This window comes from Breoghania sp. JC706 (assembly GCF_037026715.1).
In the GTDB taxonomy this organism is placed as follows: Bacteria; Pseudomonadota; Alphaproteobacteria; order Rhizobiales; family Stappiaceae; genus Breoghania.
The window spans coordinates 96,248-114,832 of the sequence record NZ_JBANCG010000006.1 but is presented as its reverse complement, the minus strand read 5'-3'; the positions used below and the strand labels follow the sequence as shown (position 1 = coordinate 114,832).

Here is an 18,585-nt window from a genome sequence, read left to right as displayed (position 1 = left end):
GACATGGTTGGCAAAGGATCCTCAAACGGACCGGGCGCAAAAGGCCGGCCTGATGTCCGGACCAGACGCCTTGTCTGGTCCGTCGGCGTGCGGGCACCAGACATGACCGGCTCCCTGTCGCAGCCTCGGTCGGTCCCTTGCCCGATCGGACATCCCGAACCGGGCCGGATCCCCCCGATCAACATCGGCCGGCAGACGTCGGTTAACCGGCTAAATCGCAAGCTTGCGAAGCTGCTGCGACAGCAGGTCGACGAACGTGACGGTAATGACGACGATGATCAGGATCGCTGCGGTTTCGCCATAGTAGAAGCCGCGGATCGATTCGAACAGGATTTGTCCGATGCCGCCGGCGCCCACGACGCCGAGAACCGTGGCGGAACGCACGTTGGTCTCGAAGCGGTAGAGAGAGAACGAGATCCACAGGGGCGCCACCTGCGGAATGATGCCGTAGACGATCTCCTGCAGCTTGGATGCCCCGGTCGCGCGGATGCCTTCCACCGGATAGGGATCAATCGCCTCCACAGCCTCGGAGAAGAGCTTGGCGATGATGCCGAGATTGTGGACAAAGAGGGCCATGACGCCGGCAAAGGGTCCAAGACCGACGGCAACGACGAAAAGCACGGCGAACACCAGCTCGTTGATCGCGCGGCATGCATCCATCAGCCGGCGCACGGGCTGGACGATCCAGATCGGTGCGACATTCGACGAGGAGAGGATCGCGAAGGGAATGCCGAAGAAGATGGCAAGCACCGTGCCCCACAGCGCGATCTGCACGGTGAGAATCATCTCCTGGACGTAGTAGTCCCAGTCATGAAAATTCGGGCTGAGAAAGCCTGACGCGTATTCCGCCATGTTGCCGGAATCGCTGAAGAGATAGGTGAACCGGCCCATTTCCGCCGGCGCCCAACTCCACACGAGCGCGATCGCCAGTGCCCCCCACACGACATAGGCGTAAAGCCTGCGCGAAAGATCCTTGGGCGGCAAGGCGATCGTCTGCGGCGCGGCGGTCGGGGTGGATGTCGTCATGAGGATTTCCGGGGGTTGCGGGCGAGCGGGTTCGTGCTTTTGGGGGACCGGGGTGGGAGTGTGTTCGTGTGGCCCATCCGCCCCGAAACGGCGGCACGTATCGTGCCGCCGCCGGGATAAGCGCGCATGGCGCAGGATCAGACCTGCGGGACGGTCTCCATCAGCTTCTCGTACTTGGCCTTTTCCGCAGCCAGTTCCTTGAGCTTGGCGGCCTTCTCCTCGGCGGAGAACTTGTCGTCCGCCTGGATCTTGAACATGTCCTTGGTGATGGCCATCACGCGGATTGCGTAGAGCTGGGCATCGGAGGAGGGCTTGAACGGAGCCCAAGCGAGACCGGCCAGCACCTTGCGGGCTTTGGCCACCTCTTCCGGCGTGCCGAGACGGCCGTAGCTCATGAAGAACGTGTAGAGCTTGTCCTTGGTGGCCTGATCGAGCTTCTTGTTCCACACGATCGGATCGGCCGGGATCAGCGGCGACTTCCAGATGACCTTGAGGTTGGCGAAGGCCTTCGGGTTGGTCTTCTCGATACGCGCGAGGTTTTCGGTGTTGTTGGCGGCAACATCGACCTGGCCGTTGGCGACCGCGAGAGCGTTGGTCTCGTGGTTGGCGTTGCGCACCGTCTTGAAGCACTCCTTCGGATCAATGCCGTTCTTGGCAAAGATGAAGGTGGTCGGCACCAGGAAACCGGACGTTGAGTTCGGATCGCCGATGCCGAAGTTCAGCGACTTGTCGCACTTGAGAACGTCGTCGAGCGAGTTCAGCGGGCTGTCCTTCTGGGCAAGCAGGACGGACCAGTAGCCCGGGTTGCCTTCGACATCGACGGTCTGGGCGAAGACCTCGCCGCCGGAGCGGTCGACGGCTTCCATCGCGGACTTGTTGCCGAACCAGGCGGCATCGACCTTACCGAAACGCATGCCCTCGATGACGCCGGCATAGTCGGAGGCGAAGAAGGCGTTGACCTTCATGCCCGTCGCCTTTTCCATCGCCTCAAGGAACGGGTCCCACTGCGGCTTCAGGTTCTGCTGCGATTCCGTGGAGATGATGCCGAAGTTGATTTCGCTCGTCTCGGCGTGCGCGGCGGTGCCGAGCGAAAGGGCGAGGGCGGCCGCTGCGGCCCCCTTGAAAAACGCGTTCATACTGTCCTCCATCTGGACGGTTTGGGCATGTGGACGAATGGGCCCGACGTATCCGGTCAGGCAGTTGCCAGCGCCGGTGCGCCGGAGCCGATGGCCACGACGGGCCGCTCGCGGAGCCGGTCCTGAACCGGGGCATCCGGCAGGATCAGCTCTTCGGAGGCTTCGCCGTAGAGTTCTTTCAGAAAGGCGGTGTCGAGCGCCACGGAGGGGCCGTCATAGACGATGGCTCCGTCCTTCATGGCGATGGTGCGCGGGCAGTAGCGGCGCGCATATTCGACCTGATGCAGCGAGACGACGACGGTCATGCCGTCTTCCTTGTTGATACCCGCCAGAATTTCCATGACGCGGCGCGCCGAGGCCGGGTCGAGCGAGGCGATCGGTTCGTCAGCAAGCATCAGGCGGGCACCCTGGACGAGAGCGCGGGCGATCGCGGCACGCTGCTGCTGGCCGCCCGAGAGGGTGGAGGCGCGCTGACGCGCCTGTTCGGAAATGCCGACACGGTGAAGCGCACGCATCGCTGCCTGCTTCTCCGACTCCGAGAAAAAACCCAACGTGCCCCGCAACCGGCTGATCTGGCCGAGGAAGCCGATCAGGACATTGGTGATGACCGGAAGACGGGAAACCAGATTGAACTGCTGGAAGATGACGCCGATCGAGCGACGCATGTCGCGCGCTTCCGCTGAGAGCTTGCCGGCGGACTGGATCTCCCGGCCATGAATGGCGATCCGTCCGGCATCGCCGCGTTCGAGCCCGGCTATATGGCGGATGAGGGTCGACTTGCCGGAGCCCGAAGCTCCGATGAGCGCCACCATCTGACCGGCCGGGATTTCGACGCTTACGCCATCGAGAGCGCGCTTGCGGCCGAACGTTTTCGTCAGTCCGTCAATCGATACGGCAACCATGTGAGCATCCCGTGTTTTGCTCACTGTGGGTAGCGCGTATCTGTTGCACCTGTGTCTCGCTTTTGTGACGGTTGCGTGACTGTTGAAAACGATGCCGTAAAATAACCACCAGCACCGATTTCGATTTAACTTCCAGATACTTGTTGACGAACTTGAGCAACACGGCAAATCGCGCCGCACTTCCACTGCGTCATGCCATGGGCGGATTGGCCTCATAACGATCGAGGAACGCCTCTATCGGGAGATACCGGAAGTCGTCGAGGGCATGCCGCAGGCTCTCGTGCGACCAGTCCCACCAAGCCAGCGCTTCGAGCCGATCGGCGATCTCCTGAGGGAAACGGCGGCGGATCGGCTTGCCCGGCACCCCGCCGACGATCGTGTAGGGCGCCACGTCCCGGTTCACCACGGCACCGGCGGCGATCACCGCACCGTTGCCGATCGTAACGCCGGCCAGCACGGTCACGCCGTGCCCGATCCAGGTATCGTGCCCGATCCGCACCCGGTTGGCGCGACGCCGGTCGAAGACATCGGCCTCGTGCTCCGCGTCATCGAAATAGTCGCCCGCGCGATAGGTGAAGTGATGGAGCGTCGCGCGCTCCATCGGATGGTTGGTGGCGTTGAGGCGCACGTGGCTGGCGATATTGGAGAACTTGCCGATATCGGAGGCCCAGATCTCGCAGTCCCGCACGAGATAGGAATAGTCGCCGAGCGTACTCTCGGTGACCTGGCAGCGCTCGCCCACGGCGGTGTAACGCCCGAGCGTGGAGGCGACGACCTCCGCGCTTTCGTGGACGTCCGGGGTTTCGGACAGCTTCGTCATGCCGCATTGCTCCGTCTTGAGAAGGCCGCGACGTCGATGACGCGGTCGGCCACAACCTCGCGCACATCCCTGTCATGGAAGATGCCGAGCATGGCGACGCCGGCCTTCTTCTTTTCCGCGATGAGATCAATGACCACGGCACGGTTCTGCACATCGAGCGAGGCGGTGGGCTCATCAAGCAGCAGGATGGCGTGGTCGGTAATGAAGCCGCGCGCGATGTTCACCCGCTGCTGCTCGCCGCCGGAGAATGTCGCGGGCGGCAGATCCCACAGCGCTTCAGGCAGGTTAAGGCGGGCGAGCAGTTCGGCCGCGCGACGGCGCGCCTCCTCGTGGCTTGCGCCCTGCGCGGCCAGCGGCTCGGCCACCACGTCGAGCGCGGAGACGCGCGGGACGACGCGCAGGAACTGGCTGACATAACCGATGGTGCGACGGCGCAGCGCATGGATCGTCCGGGCATCGGCAGACGCGATGTCGATGAGCTTGCCATCCTCGCAGGCGCAGATGATCTGGCCGGCCTCTACGCCGTAGTTGCCGTAGATCATCTTCAGGATAGAGCTCTTGCCGATGCCGGAGGGACCGCCGAGCACGACGCATTCGCCCGCGTCGATGGAAAACGAGACACCGGAGACGACCGGGATCGTTACACCGCCGCGCAAGTGCATGACGAAACTCTTGCCGATATCGGTGAGAATGAGACGGGAAGGCATGGCTACACCTGCAATATGGAAGAGACGAGAAGCTGGGTATAGGGCTCGCGCGGATCATCGAGGATGCGATCCGTGAGTCCCTGCTCGATGATCGAACCGCCCTTCATCACCATCATCCGGTGGGACAGCAGCCGGGCGACGGCAAGGTCGTGGGTGACGAGGACGACAGCCAGCCCGAGATCTGCGACGAGGTGGCGGATGAGATCGAGCAGGCGGGCCTGCACCGAAACGTCAAGTCCGCCGGTCGGCTCGTCCATGAAGACAAGGCGGGGTGCGGTGACCAGATTGCGCGCGATCTGCAGGCGCTGACGCATGCCGCCGGAAAAGGAACGTGGGTCGTCATCGATGCGATCGGTGGCGATCTCGACGCGCTCCAGCCAGTGTTCTGCCTCACCCCGAATCTTGCCATAGTGACGGGCGCCGACCGCCATCAGCCGTTCACCAACATTGGCACCGGCTGAGACCGACATGCGCAACCCGTCGATCGGGTTTTGATGGACAAAGCCCCAGTCGGTGCGCATCAGCACGCGGCGTTCGGCCTCCGACATGCGGAAGAGATCGCGCACGGTGCCGTCGCGCATGCGGTATTCGACGCAGCCGGCAGTCGGCGTCAGGCGCGAGGCGAGACAGTTCAGAAGCGTCGTCTTGCCGGATCCGCTTTCGCCGACAATCGCCAGAACTTCGCCGGGCCAGAGCGACAGCGAGATATCGCGACAGCCGATCCGGTCGCCGTAGAAGCGGGTCAGCCCGGAGGCACGCAGAAGCGGCAAGTCTTCGATGGCGACCGGCGGGGTTTCAACGTGTTCGTTCATTGATCGACCTCCCAACCGGCAACGGGAGCCGAGCCATCTTCGGGCCTGTGGCGCTCGCAATAGTCCGTGTCGGAGCAGACGAACATGCGACCGCCCGCATCATCCAGGATGACCTCGTCGAGGTAGACGCCGCGCGACCCGCACAGCGCACAGGGCTCGTCGAAGGTCTGGATCTTAAAGGGATGATCCTCGAAATCGAGGCTGACGACGGAGGTGTGCGGCGGGATGGCATAGATGCGCTTTTCACGACCCGCGCCGAAGAGCTGCAAGGCCTCGCAATCGTCCATCTTCGGATTATCGAACTTGGGGATCGGGGACGGGTCCATCACGTAGCGGCCGTTCACGTTCACCGGATAGGCGTAGGTTGTGGCGATGTGGCCGTGTTTCGCGATGTCCTCGTAGAGCTTGACGTGCATGAGGCCGTATTCGGCGAGCCCGTGCATCTTGCGGGTTTCCACCTCGCGCGGCTCCAGATAGCGCAGCGGCTCCGGGATCGGCACCTGATAGACGAGGATCTGGTTGGCGCCAAGCGGTGTCTCGGGAATGCGGTGGCGGGTCTGGATGACCGTCGCCTCCTCCGTCACCGTCGTCGTGCGCACCCGGGCGGTCGTCTCGAAAAAGCCGCGAATGGCGACCGCGTTGGTCGTGTCGTCCGCGCCCTGGTCGATGACCTTGAGAATGTCGTCCGGCCCCAGCACCGAGGCCGTGATCTGCACGCCGCCGGTGCCCCAGCCGTAGGGCATGGGCATCTCGCGACTGGCGAAGGGCACCTGATAGCCCGGGATCGCCACGGCTTTCAAAAGCGCGCGGCGGATCATCCGCTTCGTCTGCTCATCCAGATAGGCGAAATTGTAGACGGGGGCGGCATCCTTGCCGTCGATTGCGGAGAACTCGTTCATTCCGCGGCCTCCTTGCTCTCCTGCGCCGAACGCTCCTCGTATTCGCGGCGCATGCGGCGCACGAGGTCGAGTTCGGCCTGAAAGTCGACGTAGTGGGGCAGTTTCAGATGCTCGACGAAGCCGGTGGACTGGACGTTGTCGGAATGCGAGAGCACGAATTCCTCATCCTGCGCGGGTGCCACGACGTCCTCGCCGAATTCGCGCGCCCTCAGCGCCCGATCGACCAGCGACATGGCCATGGCCTTGCGCTCGCCCTGACCGAAGACGAGACCGTAGCCGCGGGTGAACTGCGGCGGCGCCTTGGCCGAACCCTTGAACTGCGTAACCATCTGGCATTCGGTCACCTGGATCTCGCCGATGGAGACGGTGAAGCCAAGTTCCGGGATCTCGATTTCGACCTCGACCTCGCCGATGCGGATCTCGCCGACGAAGGGGTGGGTCCGGGAGTAGCCGCGCTGGGTGGAATAGCCGAGCCCAAGCAGGAAGCCCTCATCGCCACGGGCGAGCGCCTGAAGCCTGAGATCGCGGTCGGCCGGAAAGGACAAGGGTTCGCGGGTGAGGTCGCCGACCTCCGCCCCCGCTTCCTGCTCGCCGTCGCCCTCGATCAGATCCTCGTGGGCCAAAAGATCGGTGACGCGCGGCATCGGCCGATCCTCATCGGTTACCTCGGCGCGGGCGGGCTCCTCGATGTCGGCGCCTTCAAGCGTCGGGTCGAGCAGGCGATGGGTGTAATCGAAAGTGGGGCCGAGAAGCTGGCCACCGGGCAGGTCCTTGAAGGTGGCGGAGATGCGGCGCTCAATGCGCATCTTCGATGTGTCGATTGGCTCTGAGAAGCCGAAGCGGGGCGCCGTGGTACGCCAGGCGCGCACGAGGAAGATCGCCTCGATGAGATCGCCGCGCGCCTGCTTCATCGCAAGCGCGGCGAGATCGCGGTCATAGAGCGAGCCTTCCGACATGATGCGGTCAACCGAGAGCGCGAGCTGCGTCGCGATCTGTTCCAACGTGATGTCGGGAACATCGCGAAAGCCGCGGCGCTTGTCTGCCAAGAGCCGGTGAGCATTGCGGATGGCGCGCTCGCCACCCTTTACGGCGACATACATGGGCTCAGGCCTCCCCGATCTCGATTGCGGTGGAACGCGGCAGGCCGGCGACCGCCTCGCGCGAGACGAAGATCACGTCGATCCCACGTGGATAGAGCCCGTGATTGGCAATCAGCTGCTGCCAGACGGCTGCCGAAACGCCGTTCGGCGAGAAGGGCTGCCTCTCCTTGATACCCGGGCCCGACAGGGCGACCGGCATACCACCCGCAAAGCCGGATACCGCGACAATCACCGTGGCGGAGCGATCCGGATAGTCGGACGTACCGGGACCGAATTGCGTAAGCGGCGGCAGATCTTCCGGATTTGCGGCGACCGCAAAGTCGGCGTCTGCCGGGGTCTTCACCAGGGGCGCGCCCGTCTGAAACCGCAGCCAGTCGGCAGTGCCTGCCGCCCTGGCAAGCGAGGGACACAGGAAGATCGACGTGTCCGGATCGACAAGCGCGCAAAGGATATCGGCGGCTAGCGGCGGGAGTTCCCGAGGCGGCTTCGTGCGAGGGTCAAGCGGCAGGATGGTGCCGGGACGGGCCAGCGCATCGAGGACGATCCGGAAAACGCCTTGCGCATCGAAGACCGGGTTACGGAAGCCGCCGGAATAATTGCCTGAATGGATGTCGTTGCGAGGTTCGCCGTTCACTGGTCCTCTCCGCGTGTCATGGTGAAGAAGTTGACCCGGGTGGCGGCGGCTTCTTCCGCCTTGCGGTGCGCCTCGTCCGCAAGACGCCGCCGCACGAGGCTGAGCAGATGCGTATCGACCGCCTCCGCCTCGCGCTGCCAGACCGCATCGAAGACGGCCGCAAGCCGCGCCTTCTCGAGATCTCGGCCGAGAACGCAGGAAAAGCCGATCTCCCCGGAAGACAACCGGACTGTCGCGCGGGCAACCGTCGCCTCGCCGAGATTGAACGGTGCACCGGCACCGCCGGCACGCCCGCGCAGCATGACGAGACCGGTCTCGGGACCGCGCAGCAGCTCTGCTTGCGCGTCCTCGGGCCAGGCTTCGATTGCGCCGCGCAACTCCTCAACACTGGCACGTGCGAGGATGCCCATCACTTCCCGTCGTTCCATCGACAAACCTCTCCTGTCAGGCTCGCGTCCCTCGACTGCGGCAGACTCTCATGACGGCCCGTACCGCGTCGCCAGATCCGGCGAGAACACCGCGTGTTGTATAGTTATCTATACAAGTGTATCTTTCACGACAAGGGGTATCCGATTTCAATGACGCAGCGATGACACAAAGGGCCCGACCGGATATGTGACGGACCGTGGCGGCAGATGACCGCTTGGGATCAGGAGAGGAAGATCGGGCCGATGACGGCGACAGACGGGAGCACGACCGGCATCTCGATGGAGCGCAGCGGCGGCGTGGCGCTGTGGCGGCAGATCGCGGAGCGGCTGAAAGGTGACATCCGCGCAGGTCTTTGGGGGCAAGGTGCGAAGCTGCCGGCGGAAGCGGAGCTTGCCCGGCGCTTCGGCGTCAATCGGCACACGATCCGCCGGGCGGTCGGCGAACTCGCCAACGAAGGGTTGGTATCGTCGCGCCAGGGCCGCGGAACGTTCGTTGAGAGCGCCCCGATCAGCTATCCGATCGGTTCGCGCACCCGTTTTTCGGAGATCATCTCGCGACAGGCCCGGGAACCGGGCGGACGGCTGATCGCTTCGTTCCGCGAAACGGCGGCACCGTGGCTGACGGACAAGCTGCAGTTGCCGGCCGGCTCCGCCCTGCACCGGCTGGAAACGCTGCATGTGGCGGACGGTATTCCGGTTTCGGTATCAACCGCCTGGTTCCCTGCCGCGCGCTTCCCCGATCTTGTACTGCACTATGCGGAGACAGGATCGGTGACGAAGGCCCTCGCCGCGCACGGCGTGACGGATTATTCCCGCGCCCGAACCGATATTTCGGCGCGCATCGCAGAACCCGACGAAGCGCGCCTCTTGCAGATACCGCCCGATGCCCCGGTTCTCGTTACGGCCGTGCTGAACGTGGATACAGGCGGCAAGCCGATCCAGGTGGCCCGCACGCGCTTTGCGGCCGAACGCGTCCAGCTCACGGTAGAAAGCTGACGCGCCCCGTACCGCATCGAGGCCGGCAGCAAGGCTGCGGCGCCCCCACTGCAATTTCGGTCCGTCCGCCCCTTTCGGTCAGACCGTCTTTGTGGCGACCAGGCAGTAGCACATCGGGATCTGCGCAGAACGACCCTGGTAAATATCGTATTGCGGCTCACGGTTGCTGTGCGGGTATTCCGTCAGCTCGGCGATCCGCAGCCCTGCATTCGCGCAAGCCGTCACGATGTCTCCCAGAGTGTGCTGAAACCAGTAGCCGATCTCACCCTTGCCGTGATCCAGCCCGTCATAGGTGATGATCTCTTCGATCTTCTGCGGTTGCCGCTCGAAATAGCTGAACGCGAGTTCATGGGGCGCGGCGCTCGCGGGATCGAACATCTCCAGAATGGGATGGGTTTCGTAGACGACGAGCCGCCCCCCGTCGTTCAACAGTTCCGAGACGATCCGGAAGAACGCAGGCAGATCAGGCATCCAGTTGAGAACGCCGATCGTGATCAGCCCCAGATCGAATTTGCCGAGCCCGGAGGGCAGATCATAGACGTCGGCTTCGACCAGCCGCACATCGGCGCCGCAGGCCGCCGCCAGCCTCGCCCCTTGCGAGATGAACGCCGCGGAGTGGTCGATTCCAAGCTTGGGCACGAGCCCCAGGGCCTGCAGCGACAAAAGCTCGCGGGCATTGTTGCAGCCGACCTGGAATGCCGTTGCACCCGAGAGGCTCAGGGCCCGAAGCGTTTCCGTCAGGCAGCTGTCCAGCACCGAAAACCCGGGTTCCCGGACCTGGGCAAGGAGAGCATCCCACTCGTCGCCCTGCTCATGAAGCGGGGCGGAGGCTTCCCAAACAGCACGGTTGGCCGCCGTATAATCCGAGATTGTCTTCGTCATCGGTTCCACTCCTTCAAGCGCACGACAAAATCCGCCCGCACCACAAATCGCCCCACACAACGGCGGAATGATCGGTTTTGCGTGACAGATGACAGAGGGGGTTTCAGCTGCGTCCCCAGAGGGATTTGAGCTTATTCGGAAAGGCGAGGTGCGCCATTGTCGAGGCAATGGCGCGCCGGGGAGGATTCGAACCCCCGACCCCCAGATTCGTAGTCTGGTGCTCTATCCAGCTGAGCTACCGGCGCCTGCCGTGGGCTTTCGCCCGGGTCGTCGGCGGATGCGGGACATCCGCCTGTCGTTTCTGTGCGGCGCGCTTAAGGCGTTCCCGAACAGCGCGCTACCTCTACTGCCTAAGCTTTCCGATTGCAAGCGTGGCGAACGCGAATTCTGTTTTAAGGCCCAACCAGTGGTCATGCCTGTGGAAATCGCCCCTTTGGCAGGTCGCTATGTCAACCGTTTCCAGGATCTCCGGCACGCTCGTCCGGCGCATTGCCGAAGTCCCGCTCCAGCCTGCGTGTACCGTCCTGAACCGCCCGAGCCCGGGTGAAATCCAATGGTCGGTCGGGCAGCGTGATGCGAAAGACGGCTCCGGGGCCATGCTCCTCCAGGGCGATTTCACCACCATGGGCACGCACGAGTTCGGAAGCGATGGCAAGCCCCAGTCCCGTGCCGCCCGGCCGGGCGGAAGCTTGAAAGGCGCGAAAGAGATTCGCCCGCGCGGCCGCAGGCACGCCCGGACCGGTGTCCGCGATTCGAATCGTCACCACCGTGCCGGTGCGCTCAGCCGCAACCGAGAGTCGTTTAACCACCGCCGGGTCGCCCTCTCCCTGAAGCGCCTGCACCGCATTGCGGCAGATGTTCATCAGGACGCGGAAGATCTGCTCCGGGTCGGCATCGATCTCCATATTCTCGGCGACCCGGTTTTCCCACGCGATAGCCTCGTGTTCGACAAGCCCCTGCACCTGGCCGACATCATCGACGATGCGGGCAAGACGCACGATCCGGCGGGCGGGCGGCGCCTCCTGGGCGCGGCCGTAGGCGAGCACCGCGCGGGTATATCCGACGGCACGGTCGAGCGTGGAGACGATCTTGGGCGCAAGCCGGGCCGCGAGCGGATCCGAGCTCGTCTCCAGGCGCTCCAGAAAAAGCTGGGCGGAGGCGAGAAGATTTCTCAGATCGTGATTGATCTTGGAGACCGCAAGACCGAGGTCGGCGAGCCGGCGCTGTTGATGCAGCGTCTGGCCGAGCGTCTTTTGCATGGTGGAGAGCCGTTCTTCGGCCTCGCCGATCTCGTCGGCGCGGCCCGACGGCACGATCACCCGTGAGGCATCCTCCGGAGCTTCGCCGAAGCGCGCCATGTTGGCGGAGAGCCGTTGCAGCGGCCGTACGAACAGCCAGCGCAGCGAAATGTAGACGAGCGATGCGGTGATGATCGAAATGACCAGCGACAGACCGAGGATGCGGACCGCAAACCCGAGCATCGCCTTTCGCAGCGGCGTCTCCGGCATGACGATCTCTATCGTGCCGCTCATGCCCATTTCGGCCTTGCCGATGATACGCAGGGTCCGCCCTGCACCGTTCATCAGCGTATCGAAGGCCTGAACGATCGAGGCCGACGCATTCATCCGGCTCATGTCGACAACCTCGTCGACCATGGGCGGCATGGTGTCCATGGCGATGAGGCGTCGGGTCGGGCCATCGTTGAGCGCGATCGCATCCGATCCCGTCGCCTGAAGCAGCCGCGTCTGAAGGGCGGGCGAAATGACGTCGGATTCCGCAAGCACCGCGGCGGCGACACCCGCGGTGCGCAGCTTGTCCGAAAGCCAGTTGTTTCTGAAATTTGCGATGGAGGGCACGAAGATCAGTACCTCGCTCAGCATCACGAAGATGACGGTGAGCATGAGGAGCTTTGCGGACAGCCCGACGCGTCGCCCCCGCGTGCCTAAGGCCGCGGATTCGGCAGAGCGGACGTTTTCGGCGGTGTCTGGCATGACGGTCGTTGCGTGCGCGTCCGGTGACGGGATCGGCCGCATCTTATCCGAAGATGCGCAGGAAACGAACCAGCCGCCTGACCCACGGCTTTTGCGGGATTGCGGAATAGAAAGCGACGGCCGCGCGCTTTCCCGTTTCCGACAATGTCGGATAGGGCAGGACGAGGCCGGCAATGGCGGAGACCTTCAGGCGCCGGGATACGGCAAGCGACCAGAGCGAGATCAGTTCTCCCACACCGGCGCCGACAATCGTGACGCCGAGGATGCGACCGCGCCTGTCGGTCACGAGCTTGACGAACCCTTCCGTGCGATCTTCGGCACGGGCCCGGTCGTTTTCCGCAAAAGACGCGCGAAGCACCGATATCGAATCGCCGTGACGCCCGCGCGCCTCTTCCTCGCTCATTCCCACATGGGCGAGTTCCGGGTCGGTGAAAGTGACGCGCGGAACCAGAATGGGCTTGTTGCGTACGGGCAGGCGGAACAGGATGGCGCGAACCACCAGCCCGGCGTGGTAGTTCGCCGCATGGGTGAACTGAAGGCCGCCGGCAACGTCGCCGATGGCATAGACGCGGCGATTGGACGTGCGCATCGAACCGTCCACCCGGATGCCCCAACGATCGTGCTCGATACCGGCCGCCTCAAGATCCAGCCCCGCGACATTGGGCGTGCGACCGACAGCGACGAGAAGGTGGGAACCTGACAGGCGTCCCTCGCCTTCCGCCGTTTCCATAACGACCGCGATGCCGTCACCGTCGGGCTCCACGCGTGTGATCTTCGCGTTCTCGTAAAGGCGGACGCCCTCGGAACGCAGCGTTTCGAGAACGGCGGCGGCGGCCTCCCGATCCTCGCGCGACAAAGCCTGAGCAGCATCCACGACCGCAACCTCCGCCCCGAGCCGGCGGTAGGCCTGTGCCAGTTCGATCCCGATGGGACCGCCTCCGACGATAAGAAGACGATCGGGACGGGAGGTGAGATCGAAGATCGTCTCGTTGGTGAGGTAAGCGACCGAATCAAGGCCGGGAATCGGCGGCACGGCCGCGGAGGAACCGGTGGCAACGACGAAACGCCGGGCGCGAACCCGGATGTCGCCGGCCTCAACCGTCCTTTCGTCGACGAAACGGGCATGATCGCGAAGGACCGTCACGCCGAGCCCCTCGAACCGCTCCTCCGAATCGTGCGGGGCAATCGCGGCGATGACATCGCGGATATGGGCGTGGGTGCGGGAATAGTCGAACCGCGGGTCGGAGCACTCGGCACCGAACGCGGCCGCGGCGCGGGTCGATGCCGCGCCGGCGGCGGCGGCGATGAGGGACTTGGAGGGAACACAGCCGTGGTTCAGGCAATCCCCGCCCATGAGCCCCTTCTCGATCAGCACCACATCGACGCCGAAGGCGGTAGCGGCAGCGGCGACACTGAGGCCGCCGGAACCGGCGCCGATGACGCAGATGTCCGGGGTAATGGTCCGCCGGGTCATGTCTTTTCTCCCATGCGCTTGCGGCGCCACCGCTTGGCGACAACGGGAATGAGCGAAACCAGCCCGAGCGCGACGAAGGCGATGATCATCTCGCGCGTGACAAGGGCCGTCGGATCCAGATGGCAATCCCCGCGCGCCGCGCATCCGGGATCTGCTTCTTCCTGGGCCGAGATCAGGCTGTCGAGCCCCGAGCCCAGAACTGCGTAGGCGTAGGTTCCAGGCAGGATGCCGATGAAGGTTGCCGCGGCGTAGGTGCGGAGCGGCACGTTGACGAGCGCCGGGGCGACGTTGACCAGCCAGAACGGGAAGATCGGCGTGAGGCGCAGAAAAAGCAGGTAGTTGAAGGCATCCTCGCGCAAGCCCCGGGCTAGGCGTGCGGTCATCGGGCCGGCGCGATCCTTCAACGCATGGCCGAGCGAACTGCGTGCGGCCAGAAAAATGATCACGGCCCCGGCGGTCGCGGCAAAAGCCGTCATGGTCCCCCCCGCAAGCGTCCCGAAGAGCAGTCCGCCGGCCATCGTAAGCAGCGAGGCTCCCGGGAAAGACAGCGCCACGGCACCCACATAGGCGACACAGAAGATCCCCGCCGCCATGATCCAGTTGCCCGCCACCACATCGGCGAGTTCCGCACGGTGGCGGATGAGCTGCGAAAGGGAAAGATATCGGTGCCAGCCAAGCGCGAAACCGACGATCATCAGCGCGGCGAGGCCGGCGAGCGGCAACCAGCGCTTCCAGGCCGACGTTTTCGCCGGGCCTCCCGTTTCGCTCGGGCGCTGCGCGGAGGGCTCGATCTGATCGTGTCTCGGCATCGGGCCTCCGGTTTCCGGCATTACGTTTGGACAGCACCGCGCGCTTCCGCCATCGGCGCGCGCCCGTCAGACCTTTCCCACGCGATTGTGGATTACCGGGATATGCGCACAGGCTGCGGCGAAATCGGGTTCACGTCGTCCAGCACCTCAGTTGAGCTATCTAGAGATCATCGCCGCTTCGCGCGCGCTGAAACAGGCCACTTCACCCGGAATTGATGAATATTCGGAAGGGCATCAAGCCCCCGTGAGGCCTAAAAACGGCCAACGACCCGCATCTGGCGTGCCTTGCGAGCGGCCGACAGGCATCCTTGCTACCCTCGCCGTCGGCGGCGCATGGACAACGCCAGTCCGTTTGCCTTCGCTGTTCGACATCCGTTTGCGTTGACTTAGGCGAACGCCGCCCGTATAAGCGCGCTCCATCAGGACCTGTCGCCCGACCGGTTCTTTCCGGCTGCGGTTTTGCACGTGACGTGCGCCCTGTCCGTTTGGAACGTGCGCTTGAGCGAGCGCGCCGGGCGCATCCTCAGCCGAACACCGATCGTCTAGTCAGTTTTTAAGTCAAGGGCCGCGTCCGGCGCGGTGGGAAACAATGAAGCGCACGTATCAGCCGAGCCGTCTTGTCCGCAAGCGCCGCCACGGTTTTCGCTCCCGCATGGCCACGAAGAATGGCCGTCAGGTCATCAGCCGCCGCCGTGCCAAGGGCCGCAAGCGGCTGTCCGCCTGAGGCTTGAACGAGGCGGATTGCCAATGGCTGTACCGCCCTTCTCCATGCCTGTGCTGAAGAAGCGCTCCGAGTTTCTCGCAGTCGCCAAGGGCGTGCGGGCACCTCGGCGCGCTTTCGTGCTGCAAGCGCTCTGCGATTCCGACAGCGGCCACATGCCGCGCATCGGTTACACCGTCACCAAGAAGACGGGTAATTCCGTGGAACGCAACCGCATCAAGCGGCGTCTCAGGGCGGCCATCCGTGAGGTGGCGCCATTTGCAGCCAGGCCGGCATGCGATTATGTCCTCATAGGTCGACGCGCGGCACTCGATATTTCCTTTTCCGATCTGAAAAAGGATTTGGCCGCAGGCTTTGCCCGCGTGCATAAGGACGCCAGATCTCCCGTTGACGGACAGGATCATCCGCAACGGGATCACCGCGCGCTCAGGCGCCGCGACAAGCCAAACACCGCGCCCAGGGCGAAATCAGAGTAACGGTGAGACCAGAGGCATGTTCGAGAACAAGAACTACATCATCGCGATCGTGCTTTCCCTGGCGATCCTGCTCGGCTGGCAGTTCCTGATCGTTCAACCGCGGATCGACGAACAGCGCAAGCAGCAGGAAATCGCCCAGCAGGAGGCCGCCTCCAAGCAGCCCGGCGAGAGTGCGACGCCCGAGGCGCCGACGTCCACCAAGCCGACGCCGGGCGAAGCACAGGGCGTTGCGCCCGCTCCCGGAGCCGGAACCGCCGCGCAGCCTGATGCCGCGATGAGCCGCGAGCAGGCGCTGGCCGCCTCCCCGCGCGTGGAGATCAAGACCGAAAGCCTGTCGGGCAGCATCAACCTGCGCGGCGCGCGCATCGACGACATCCATCTGGTGAAGTACCGCGAGACGGTGGACGACAACAGCCCGACGATCACGCTGTTCTCGCCGTCGGGCTCCGCCACGCCCTATTATGCCGAGTTCGACTGGGCCGCGGATCCGGCCGCGAACATCAAGCTCCCCGATGCGCAGACGGTTTGGACCCAGACGAGCTCCGGCCCGCTGACGACCACCAATCCGCTGGAGCTTTCCTGGGACAACGGCCAGGGCCTCGTTTTCCATCGCACGATCGCGGTCGACAAGGACTACATGTTCACCGTCACCCAGTCGGTCGACAACACGACCGGCGAGGCGGTGAAGCTATACCCTTACGGCCTGATCTCGCGGCACGGCACGCCGCACACGGCCAACTTCTACATCCTGCACGAAGGCATGATCGGCGTCTTCGGCAACGAAGGCCTGAAAGAGGTCAAGTACAAGGATCTGAAGGAAGAGAAGGCCATCCGCGGCGACAAGATCAAGGAAGGCTGGCTGGGCATTACCGACAAGTACTGGGCCGCGGCCCTTTTGCCGGATAATGAAGGCGGCGAGTTCCAGCCGCGCTTTTCCTACATCCCCAACGTGGACGGCTATCAGGCCGACTATCTGGGCGATGCGATCACCGTGCCCGCAGGCGGTTCATCGCAGGCCAAGACCCGGCTTTTCGCCGGCGCCAAGGAAGTTGCGATCGTCAACAGGTACGACGACGAGTACAAGCTTCACAATTTCGACCTGCTGATCGACTGGGGATGGTTCTATTTCATCACCAAGCCGATGTTCCACATGATCGACTTCTTCTACAAGCTGGTCGGAAACTTCGGCATCGCGATCCTGCTGGCGACCGTCGTCGTCAAGCTCATCTTCTTCCCGCTCGCCAACAAGTCCTACGTCTCGATGAGCCGGATGAAGAAGGTCCAGCCGCAGATGGTGGAGATCCGCGAGCGCTACAAGGACGACAAGGCCGCCCAGCAGAAGGCCATGATGGAGCTCTACAAGAAGGAGAAGATCAACCCGCTGGCCGGCTGTCTGCCGGTGGTGGTTCAGATCCCGGTCTTCTTCTCGCTCTACAAGGTGCTCTACATCACCATCGAGATGCGGCACGCGCCGTTCTTCGGCTGGATCCATGACCTGTCCGCACCGGACCCGACGTCGGTGTTCACGCTGTTCGGATATCTGCCGTGGGATGCGCCGCACTTCCTGATGATCGGCGTCTGGCCTATCATCATGGGCATCACGATGTTCTTCCAGATGAAGATGAATCCGACGCCGGCCGAGCCCGCGCAGCAGATGATCTTCAACTGGATGCCGGTGTTGTTCACCTTCATGCTGGGCTCGTTCCCCGCCGGTCTGGTCATCTATTGGGCCTGGAACAACACCCTCTCGATCCTGCAGCAGTACGTCATCATGCGGCGGCAGGGCGTGAAGGTGGAACTGTTCGGCAACGTCGCCGGCACGTTCAAGCGCAAGAAGGACGCGCCGGAAAAGAGCTGACGGCGCACCGCGCCGCAGCAGCCGACCCGACGATCCCAGAGGAGTTCGCGCTCATGATCAGGTAGAGGCGATCCGCATTCCGGCATCATCATGCCCATGGAGCGGATCAAGCGGAACAGGCTGTCGGCCGATGCGATCGATCGCATGTGAGCCGGCATCTTCTCTCCAGCATGAGGACGACACCATGCATGGCCCCGATCCGGACTGCCTCTACCCGTTCAACGGCGAACCCCACACGGTCTTCCTGAAAAACGCCATATCCCGGCCGAACATTTTCGTTGGCGATTACACCTACTATCACGACGACGATGGCGCGGCCGGGTTCCAAGACCGCTGCGTTCGCTACCATTTCGAGTTTCTCGGCGACCGGCTGATCATCGGCCGGTTCACGGCAATCGCAATGGGTGCGCAGTTCATCATGAACGGCGCCAATCATGCGATGACGGGGCTTTCCGCCTATCCCTTCAACATATTCGGACAAGGGTGGGACGAGGGCTTCGACTTTGCCACGATCGACGCGGGCCTGCGCGGCGATACGACCATCGGCAACGATGTCTGGATCGGCCGGGAAGCGACGATCATGCCGGGCATCACCATCGGCGACGGTGCAATCGTCGGGACGCGCGCCGTCGTGGCCAGCGATATTCCGCCTTATGCAATTGCGGTGGGCAACCCGGCACGCGTTATCCGCAGGCGGTTCGACAACAAGACCATCGACCGGCTGCTGGCCATCGCCTGGTGGAATTGGCCGGCGGAACAGATCGGCCGCCACCTGGACCGCATTCGCGGCGCCGATATCGACGCTCTGGAACGCGCCGCGACTTCGCTGCCTAGCGCGCAAGGAGCCAGTCAATCTCCTGCGTCGCCCGAATAATACGAACCCTTTGCCACCCTTTCGGTGGTTCCCCCGGAAA

At 63.8% G+C, this 18,585-nt stretch carries 19 protein-coding genes and 1 tRNA gene; 5 read left to right on the top strand and 15 right to left on the bottom strand.

Features of this window, described 5'->3' with window-relative positions; translation table 11 throughout:
* Window positions 1–210 precede the first annotated feature (210 nt).
* The 10 genes from phnE to phnG all read right to left on the bottom strand — a co-directional run bounded on the left by phnE (window position 211) and on the right by phnG (window position 8,464).
* Complete coding sequence (gene phnE, locus V2L18_RS13745) at window positions 211–1,026, bottom strand: phosphonate ABC transporter, permease protein PhnE (RefSeq protein ID WP_336178833.1); 816 nt, start codon at window positions 1,024–1,026, stop codon at window positions 211–213.
* 137 nt (window positions 1,027–1,163) lie between these two features.
* On the bottom strand, window positions 1,164–2,162 hold the full coding sequence (gene phnD / locus V2L18_RS13740; protein WP_336178832.1) for a phosphonate ABC transporter substrate-binding protein: 999 nt from the start codon (window positions 2,160–2,162) through the stop codon (window positions 1,164–1,166).
* A 56-nt stretch (window positions 2,163–2,218) separates the two neighbouring features.
* A complete protein-coding gene (gene phnC, locus V2L18_RS13735; RefSeq protein ID WP_336178831.1) occupies window positions 2,219–3,064 on the bottom strand; it encodes a phosphonate ABC transporter ATP-binding protein in 846 nt (281 codons plus the stop codon).
* Window positions 3,065–3,254: 190 nt separating this feature from the next.
* Window positions 3,255–3,884, bottom strand: coding sequence for a DapH/DapD/GlmU-related protein (locus tag V2L18_RS13730; RefSeq protein ID WP_336178830.1), 630 nt, complete (start codon window positions 3,882–3,884; stop codon window positions 3,255–3,257).
* The gene (gene phnL, locus V2L18_RS13725; RefSeq protein ID WP_336178829.1) at window positions 3,881–4,591 is read right to left on the bottom strand and encodes a phosphonate C-P lyase system protein PhnL; all 711 of its coding nucleotides are present in this window, start codon (window positions 4,589–4,591) and stop codon (window positions 3,881–3,883) included. The genes V2L18_RS13730 and phnL overlap by 4 nt, the downstream gene beginning before the upstream one ends.
* Before the next feature lie 2 nt (window positions 4,592–4,593).
* A complete protein-coding gene (gene phnK, locus V2L18_RS13720) occupies window positions 4,594–5,370 on the bottom strand; it encodes a phosphonate C-P lyase system protein PhnK (RefSeq protein ID WP_336179128.1) in 777 nt (258 codons plus the stop codon).
* Window positions 5,371–5,399: 29 nt separating this feature from the next.
* On the bottom strand, window positions 5,400–6,302 hold the full coding sequence (locus tag V2L18_RS13715) for an alpha-D-ribose 1-methylphosphonate 5-phosphate C-P-lyase PhnJ (protein WP_336178828.1): 903 nt from the start codon (window positions 6,300–6,302) through the stop codon (window positions 5,400–5,402).
* Window positions 6,299–7,402 carry a carbon-phosphorus lyase complex subunit PhnI gene (locus V2L18_RS13710; RefSeq protein WP_336178827.1) on the bottom strand — a complete coding sequence of 368 codons (1,104 nt, stop codon included), beginning with the start codon at window positions 7,400–7,402 and terminating at the stop codon, window positions 6,299–6,301. The genes V2L18_RS13715 and V2L18_RS13710 overlap by 4 nt, the downstream gene beginning before the upstream one ends.
* Window positions 7,403–7,406: 4 nt before the next feature.
* Window positions 7,407–8,036 (bottom strand): phosphonate C-P lyase system protein PhnH, encoded by a 630-nt coding sequence (phnH, locus tag V2L18_RS13705; RefSeq protein WP_336178826.1) that lies wholly within the window; start codon window positions 8,034–8,036, stop codon window positions 7,407–7,409.
* Complete coding sequence (gene phnG, locus V2L18_RS13700) at window positions 8,033–8,464, bottom strand: phosphonate C-P lyase system protein PhnG (protein WP_336178825.1); 432 nt, start codon at window positions 8,462–8,464, stop codon at window positions 8,033–8,035. Before phnG ends, phnH begins: the two co-directional genes overlap by 4 nt.
* Before the next feature lie 243 nt (window positions 8,465–8,707).
* Between phnG and phnF the strand changes: the two genes are divergently transcribed.
* Window positions 8,708–9,460: a phosphonate metabolism transcriptional regulator PhnF gene (phnF, locus tag V2L18_RS13695; protein ID WP_336178824.1), complete on the top strand. Its 753-nt coding sequence runs from the start codon at window positions 8,708–8,710 to the stop codon at window positions 9,458–9,460.
* Between the two features lie 78 nt (window positions 9,461–9,538).
* Here phnF and V2L18_RS13690 read toward each other — a convergent pair whose 3' ends face one another.
* The 5 genes from V2L18_RS13690 to V2L18_RS13670 all read right to left on the bottom strand — a co-directional run bounded on the left by V2L18_RS13690 (window position 9,539) and on the right by V2L18_RS13670 (window position 14,616).
* Window positions 9,539–10,342 carry a class I SAM-dependent methyltransferase gene (locus V2L18_RS13690; RefSeq protein ID WP_336178823.1) on the bottom strand — a complete coding sequence of 268 codons (804 nt, stop codon included), beginning with the start codon at window positions 10,340–10,342 and terminating at the stop codon, window positions 9,539–9,541.
* Between the two features lie 168 nt (window positions 10,343–10,510).
* Window positions 10,511–10,587 (bottom strand) — tRNA-Arg (locus tag V2L18_RS13685).
* Window positions 10,588–10,791: 204 nt separating this feature from the next.
* Window positions 10,792–12,243 (bottom strand): HAMP domain-containing sensor histidine kinase, encoded by a 1,452-nt coding sequence (locus V2L18_RS13680; RefSeq protein ID WP_336178822.1) that lies wholly within the window; start codon window positions 12,241–12,243, stop codon window positions 10,792–10,794.
* A 133-nt stretch (window positions 12,244–12,376) separates the two neighbouring features.
* The gene (locus V2L18_RS13675) at window positions 12,377–13,807 is read right to left on the bottom strand and encodes an FAD-dependent oxidoreductase (protein ID WP_336178821.1); all 1,431 of its coding nucleotides are present in this window, start codon (window positions 13,805–13,807) and stop codon (window positions 12,377–12,379) included.
* Window positions 13,804–14,616 (bottom strand): TVP38/TMEM64 family protein, encoded by an 813-nt coding sequence (locus tag V2L18_RS13670; protein WP_336178820.1) that lies wholly within the window; start codon window positions 14,614–14,616, stop codon window positions 13,804–13,806. The genes V2L18_RS13675 and V2L18_RS13670 overlap by 4 nt, the downstream gene beginning before the upstream one ends.
* Before the next feature lie 589 nt (window positions 14,617–15,205).
* On the opposite strand from V2L18_RS13670, the gene rpmH reads away from it, so the two are divergent.
* The 4 genes from rpmH to V2L18_RS13650 all read left to right on the top strand — a co-directional run bounded on the left by rpmH (window position 15,206) and on the right by V2L18_RS13650 (window position 18,545).
* Window positions 15,206–15,340, top strand: coding sequence for a 50S ribosomal protein L34 (gene rpmH / locus V2L18_RS13665; RefSeq protein ID WP_336178819.1), 135 nt, complete (start codon window positions 15,206–15,208; stop codon window positions 15,338–15,340).
* A gap of 44 nt (window positions 15,341–15,384) precedes the next feature.
* A complete protein-coding gene (gene rnpA, locus V2L18_RS13660) occupies window positions 15,385–15,813 on the top strand; it encodes a ribonuclease P protein component (RefSeq protein WP_336178818.1) in 429 nt (142 codons plus the stop codon).
* Between the two features lie 16 nt (window positions 15,814–15,829).
* Window positions 15,830–17,671, top strand: a complete 1,842-nt coding sequence (yidC, locus tag V2L18_RS13655) for a membrane protein insertase YidC (RefSeq protein ID WP_336178817.1) — start codon at window positions 15,830–15,832, stop codon at window positions 17,669–17,671.
* Between the two features lie 184 nt (window positions 17,672–17,855).
* Window positions 17,856–18,545: a CatB-related O-acetyltransferase gene (locus V2L18_RS13650; protein ID WP_336178816.1), complete on the top strand. Its 690-nt coding sequence runs from the start codon at window positions 17,856–17,858 to the stop codon at window positions 18,543–18,545.
* Window positions 18,546–18,585 lie beyond the last annotated feature (40 nt).

Excerpts from the sequence above, each read along its gene's own strand:
- V2L18_RS13650 (WP_336178816.1), top strand. The coding sequence starts at position 17,856 with ATGCATGGCCCCGATCCGGACTGCCTCTACCCGTTCAACGGCGAACCC.
- V2L18_RS13715 (WP_336178828.1), bottom strand. The coding sequence starts at position 6,302 with ATGAACGAGTTCTCCGCAATCGACGGCAAGGATGCCGCCCCCGTCTAC.
- rpmH (WP_336178819.1), top strand. The coding sequence starts at position 15,206 with ATGAAGCGCACGTATCAGCCGAGCCGTCTTGTCCGCAAGCGCCGCCAC.
- V2L18_RS13730 (WP_336178830.1), bottom strand. The coding sequence starts at position 3,884 with ATGACGAAGCTGTCCGAAACCCCGGACGTCCACGAAAGCGCGGAGGTC.
- V2L18_RS13675 (WP_336178821.1), bottom strand. The coding sequence starts at position 13,807 with ATGACCCGGCGGACCATTACCCCGGACATCTGCGTCATCGGCGCCGGT.
- V2L18_RS13680 (WP_336178822.1), bottom strand. The coding sequence starts at position 12,243 with ATGCTCACCGTCATCTTCGTGATGCTGAGCGAGGTACTGATCTTCGTG.
- V2L18_RS13710 (WP_336178827.1), bottom strand. The coding sequence starts at position 7,402 with ATGTATGTCGCCGTAAAGGGTGGCGAGCGCGCCATCCGCAATGCTCAC.
- phnF (WP_336178824.1), top strand. The coding sequence starts at position 8,708 with ATGACGGCGACAGACGGGAGCACGACCGGCATCTCGATGGAGCGCAGC.
- phnL (WP_336178829.1), bottom strand. The coding sequence starts at position 4,591 with ATGCCTTCCCGTCTCATTCTCACCGATATCGGCAAGAGTTTCGTCATG.
- yidC (WP_336178817.1), top strand. The coding sequence starts at position 15,830 with ATGTTCGAGAACAAGAACTACATCATCGCGATCGTGCTTTCCCTGGCG.
- phnG (WP_336178825.1), bottom strand. The coding sequence starts at position 8,464 with ATGGAACGACGGGAAGTGATGGGCATCCTCGCACGTGCCAGTGTTGAG.
- rnpA (WP_336178818.1), top strand. The coding sequence starts at position 15,385 with ATGCCTGTGCTGAAGAAGCGCTCCGAGTTTCTCGCAGTCGCCAAGGGC.
- V2L18_RS13690 (WP_336178823.1), bottom strand. The coding sequence starts at position 10,342 with ATGACGAAGACAATCTCGGATTATACGGCGGCCAACCGTGCTGTTTGG.
- phnD (WP_336178832.1), bottom strand. The coding sequence starts at position 2,162 with ATGAACGCGTTTTTCAAGGGGGCCGCAGCGGCCGCCCTCGCCCTTTCG.
- phnC (WP_336178831.1), bottom strand. The coding sequence starts at position 3,064 with ATGGTTGCCGTATCGATTGACGGACTGACGAAAACGTTCGGCCGCAAG.
- phnE (WP_336178833.1), bottom strand. The coding sequence starts at position 1,026 with ATGACGACATCCACCCCGACCGCCGCGCCGCAGACGATCGCCTTGCCG.
- V2L18_RS13670 (WP_336178820.1), bottom strand. The coding sequence starts at position 14,616 with ATGCCGAGACACGATCAGATCGAGCCCTCCGCGCAGCGCCCGAGCGAA.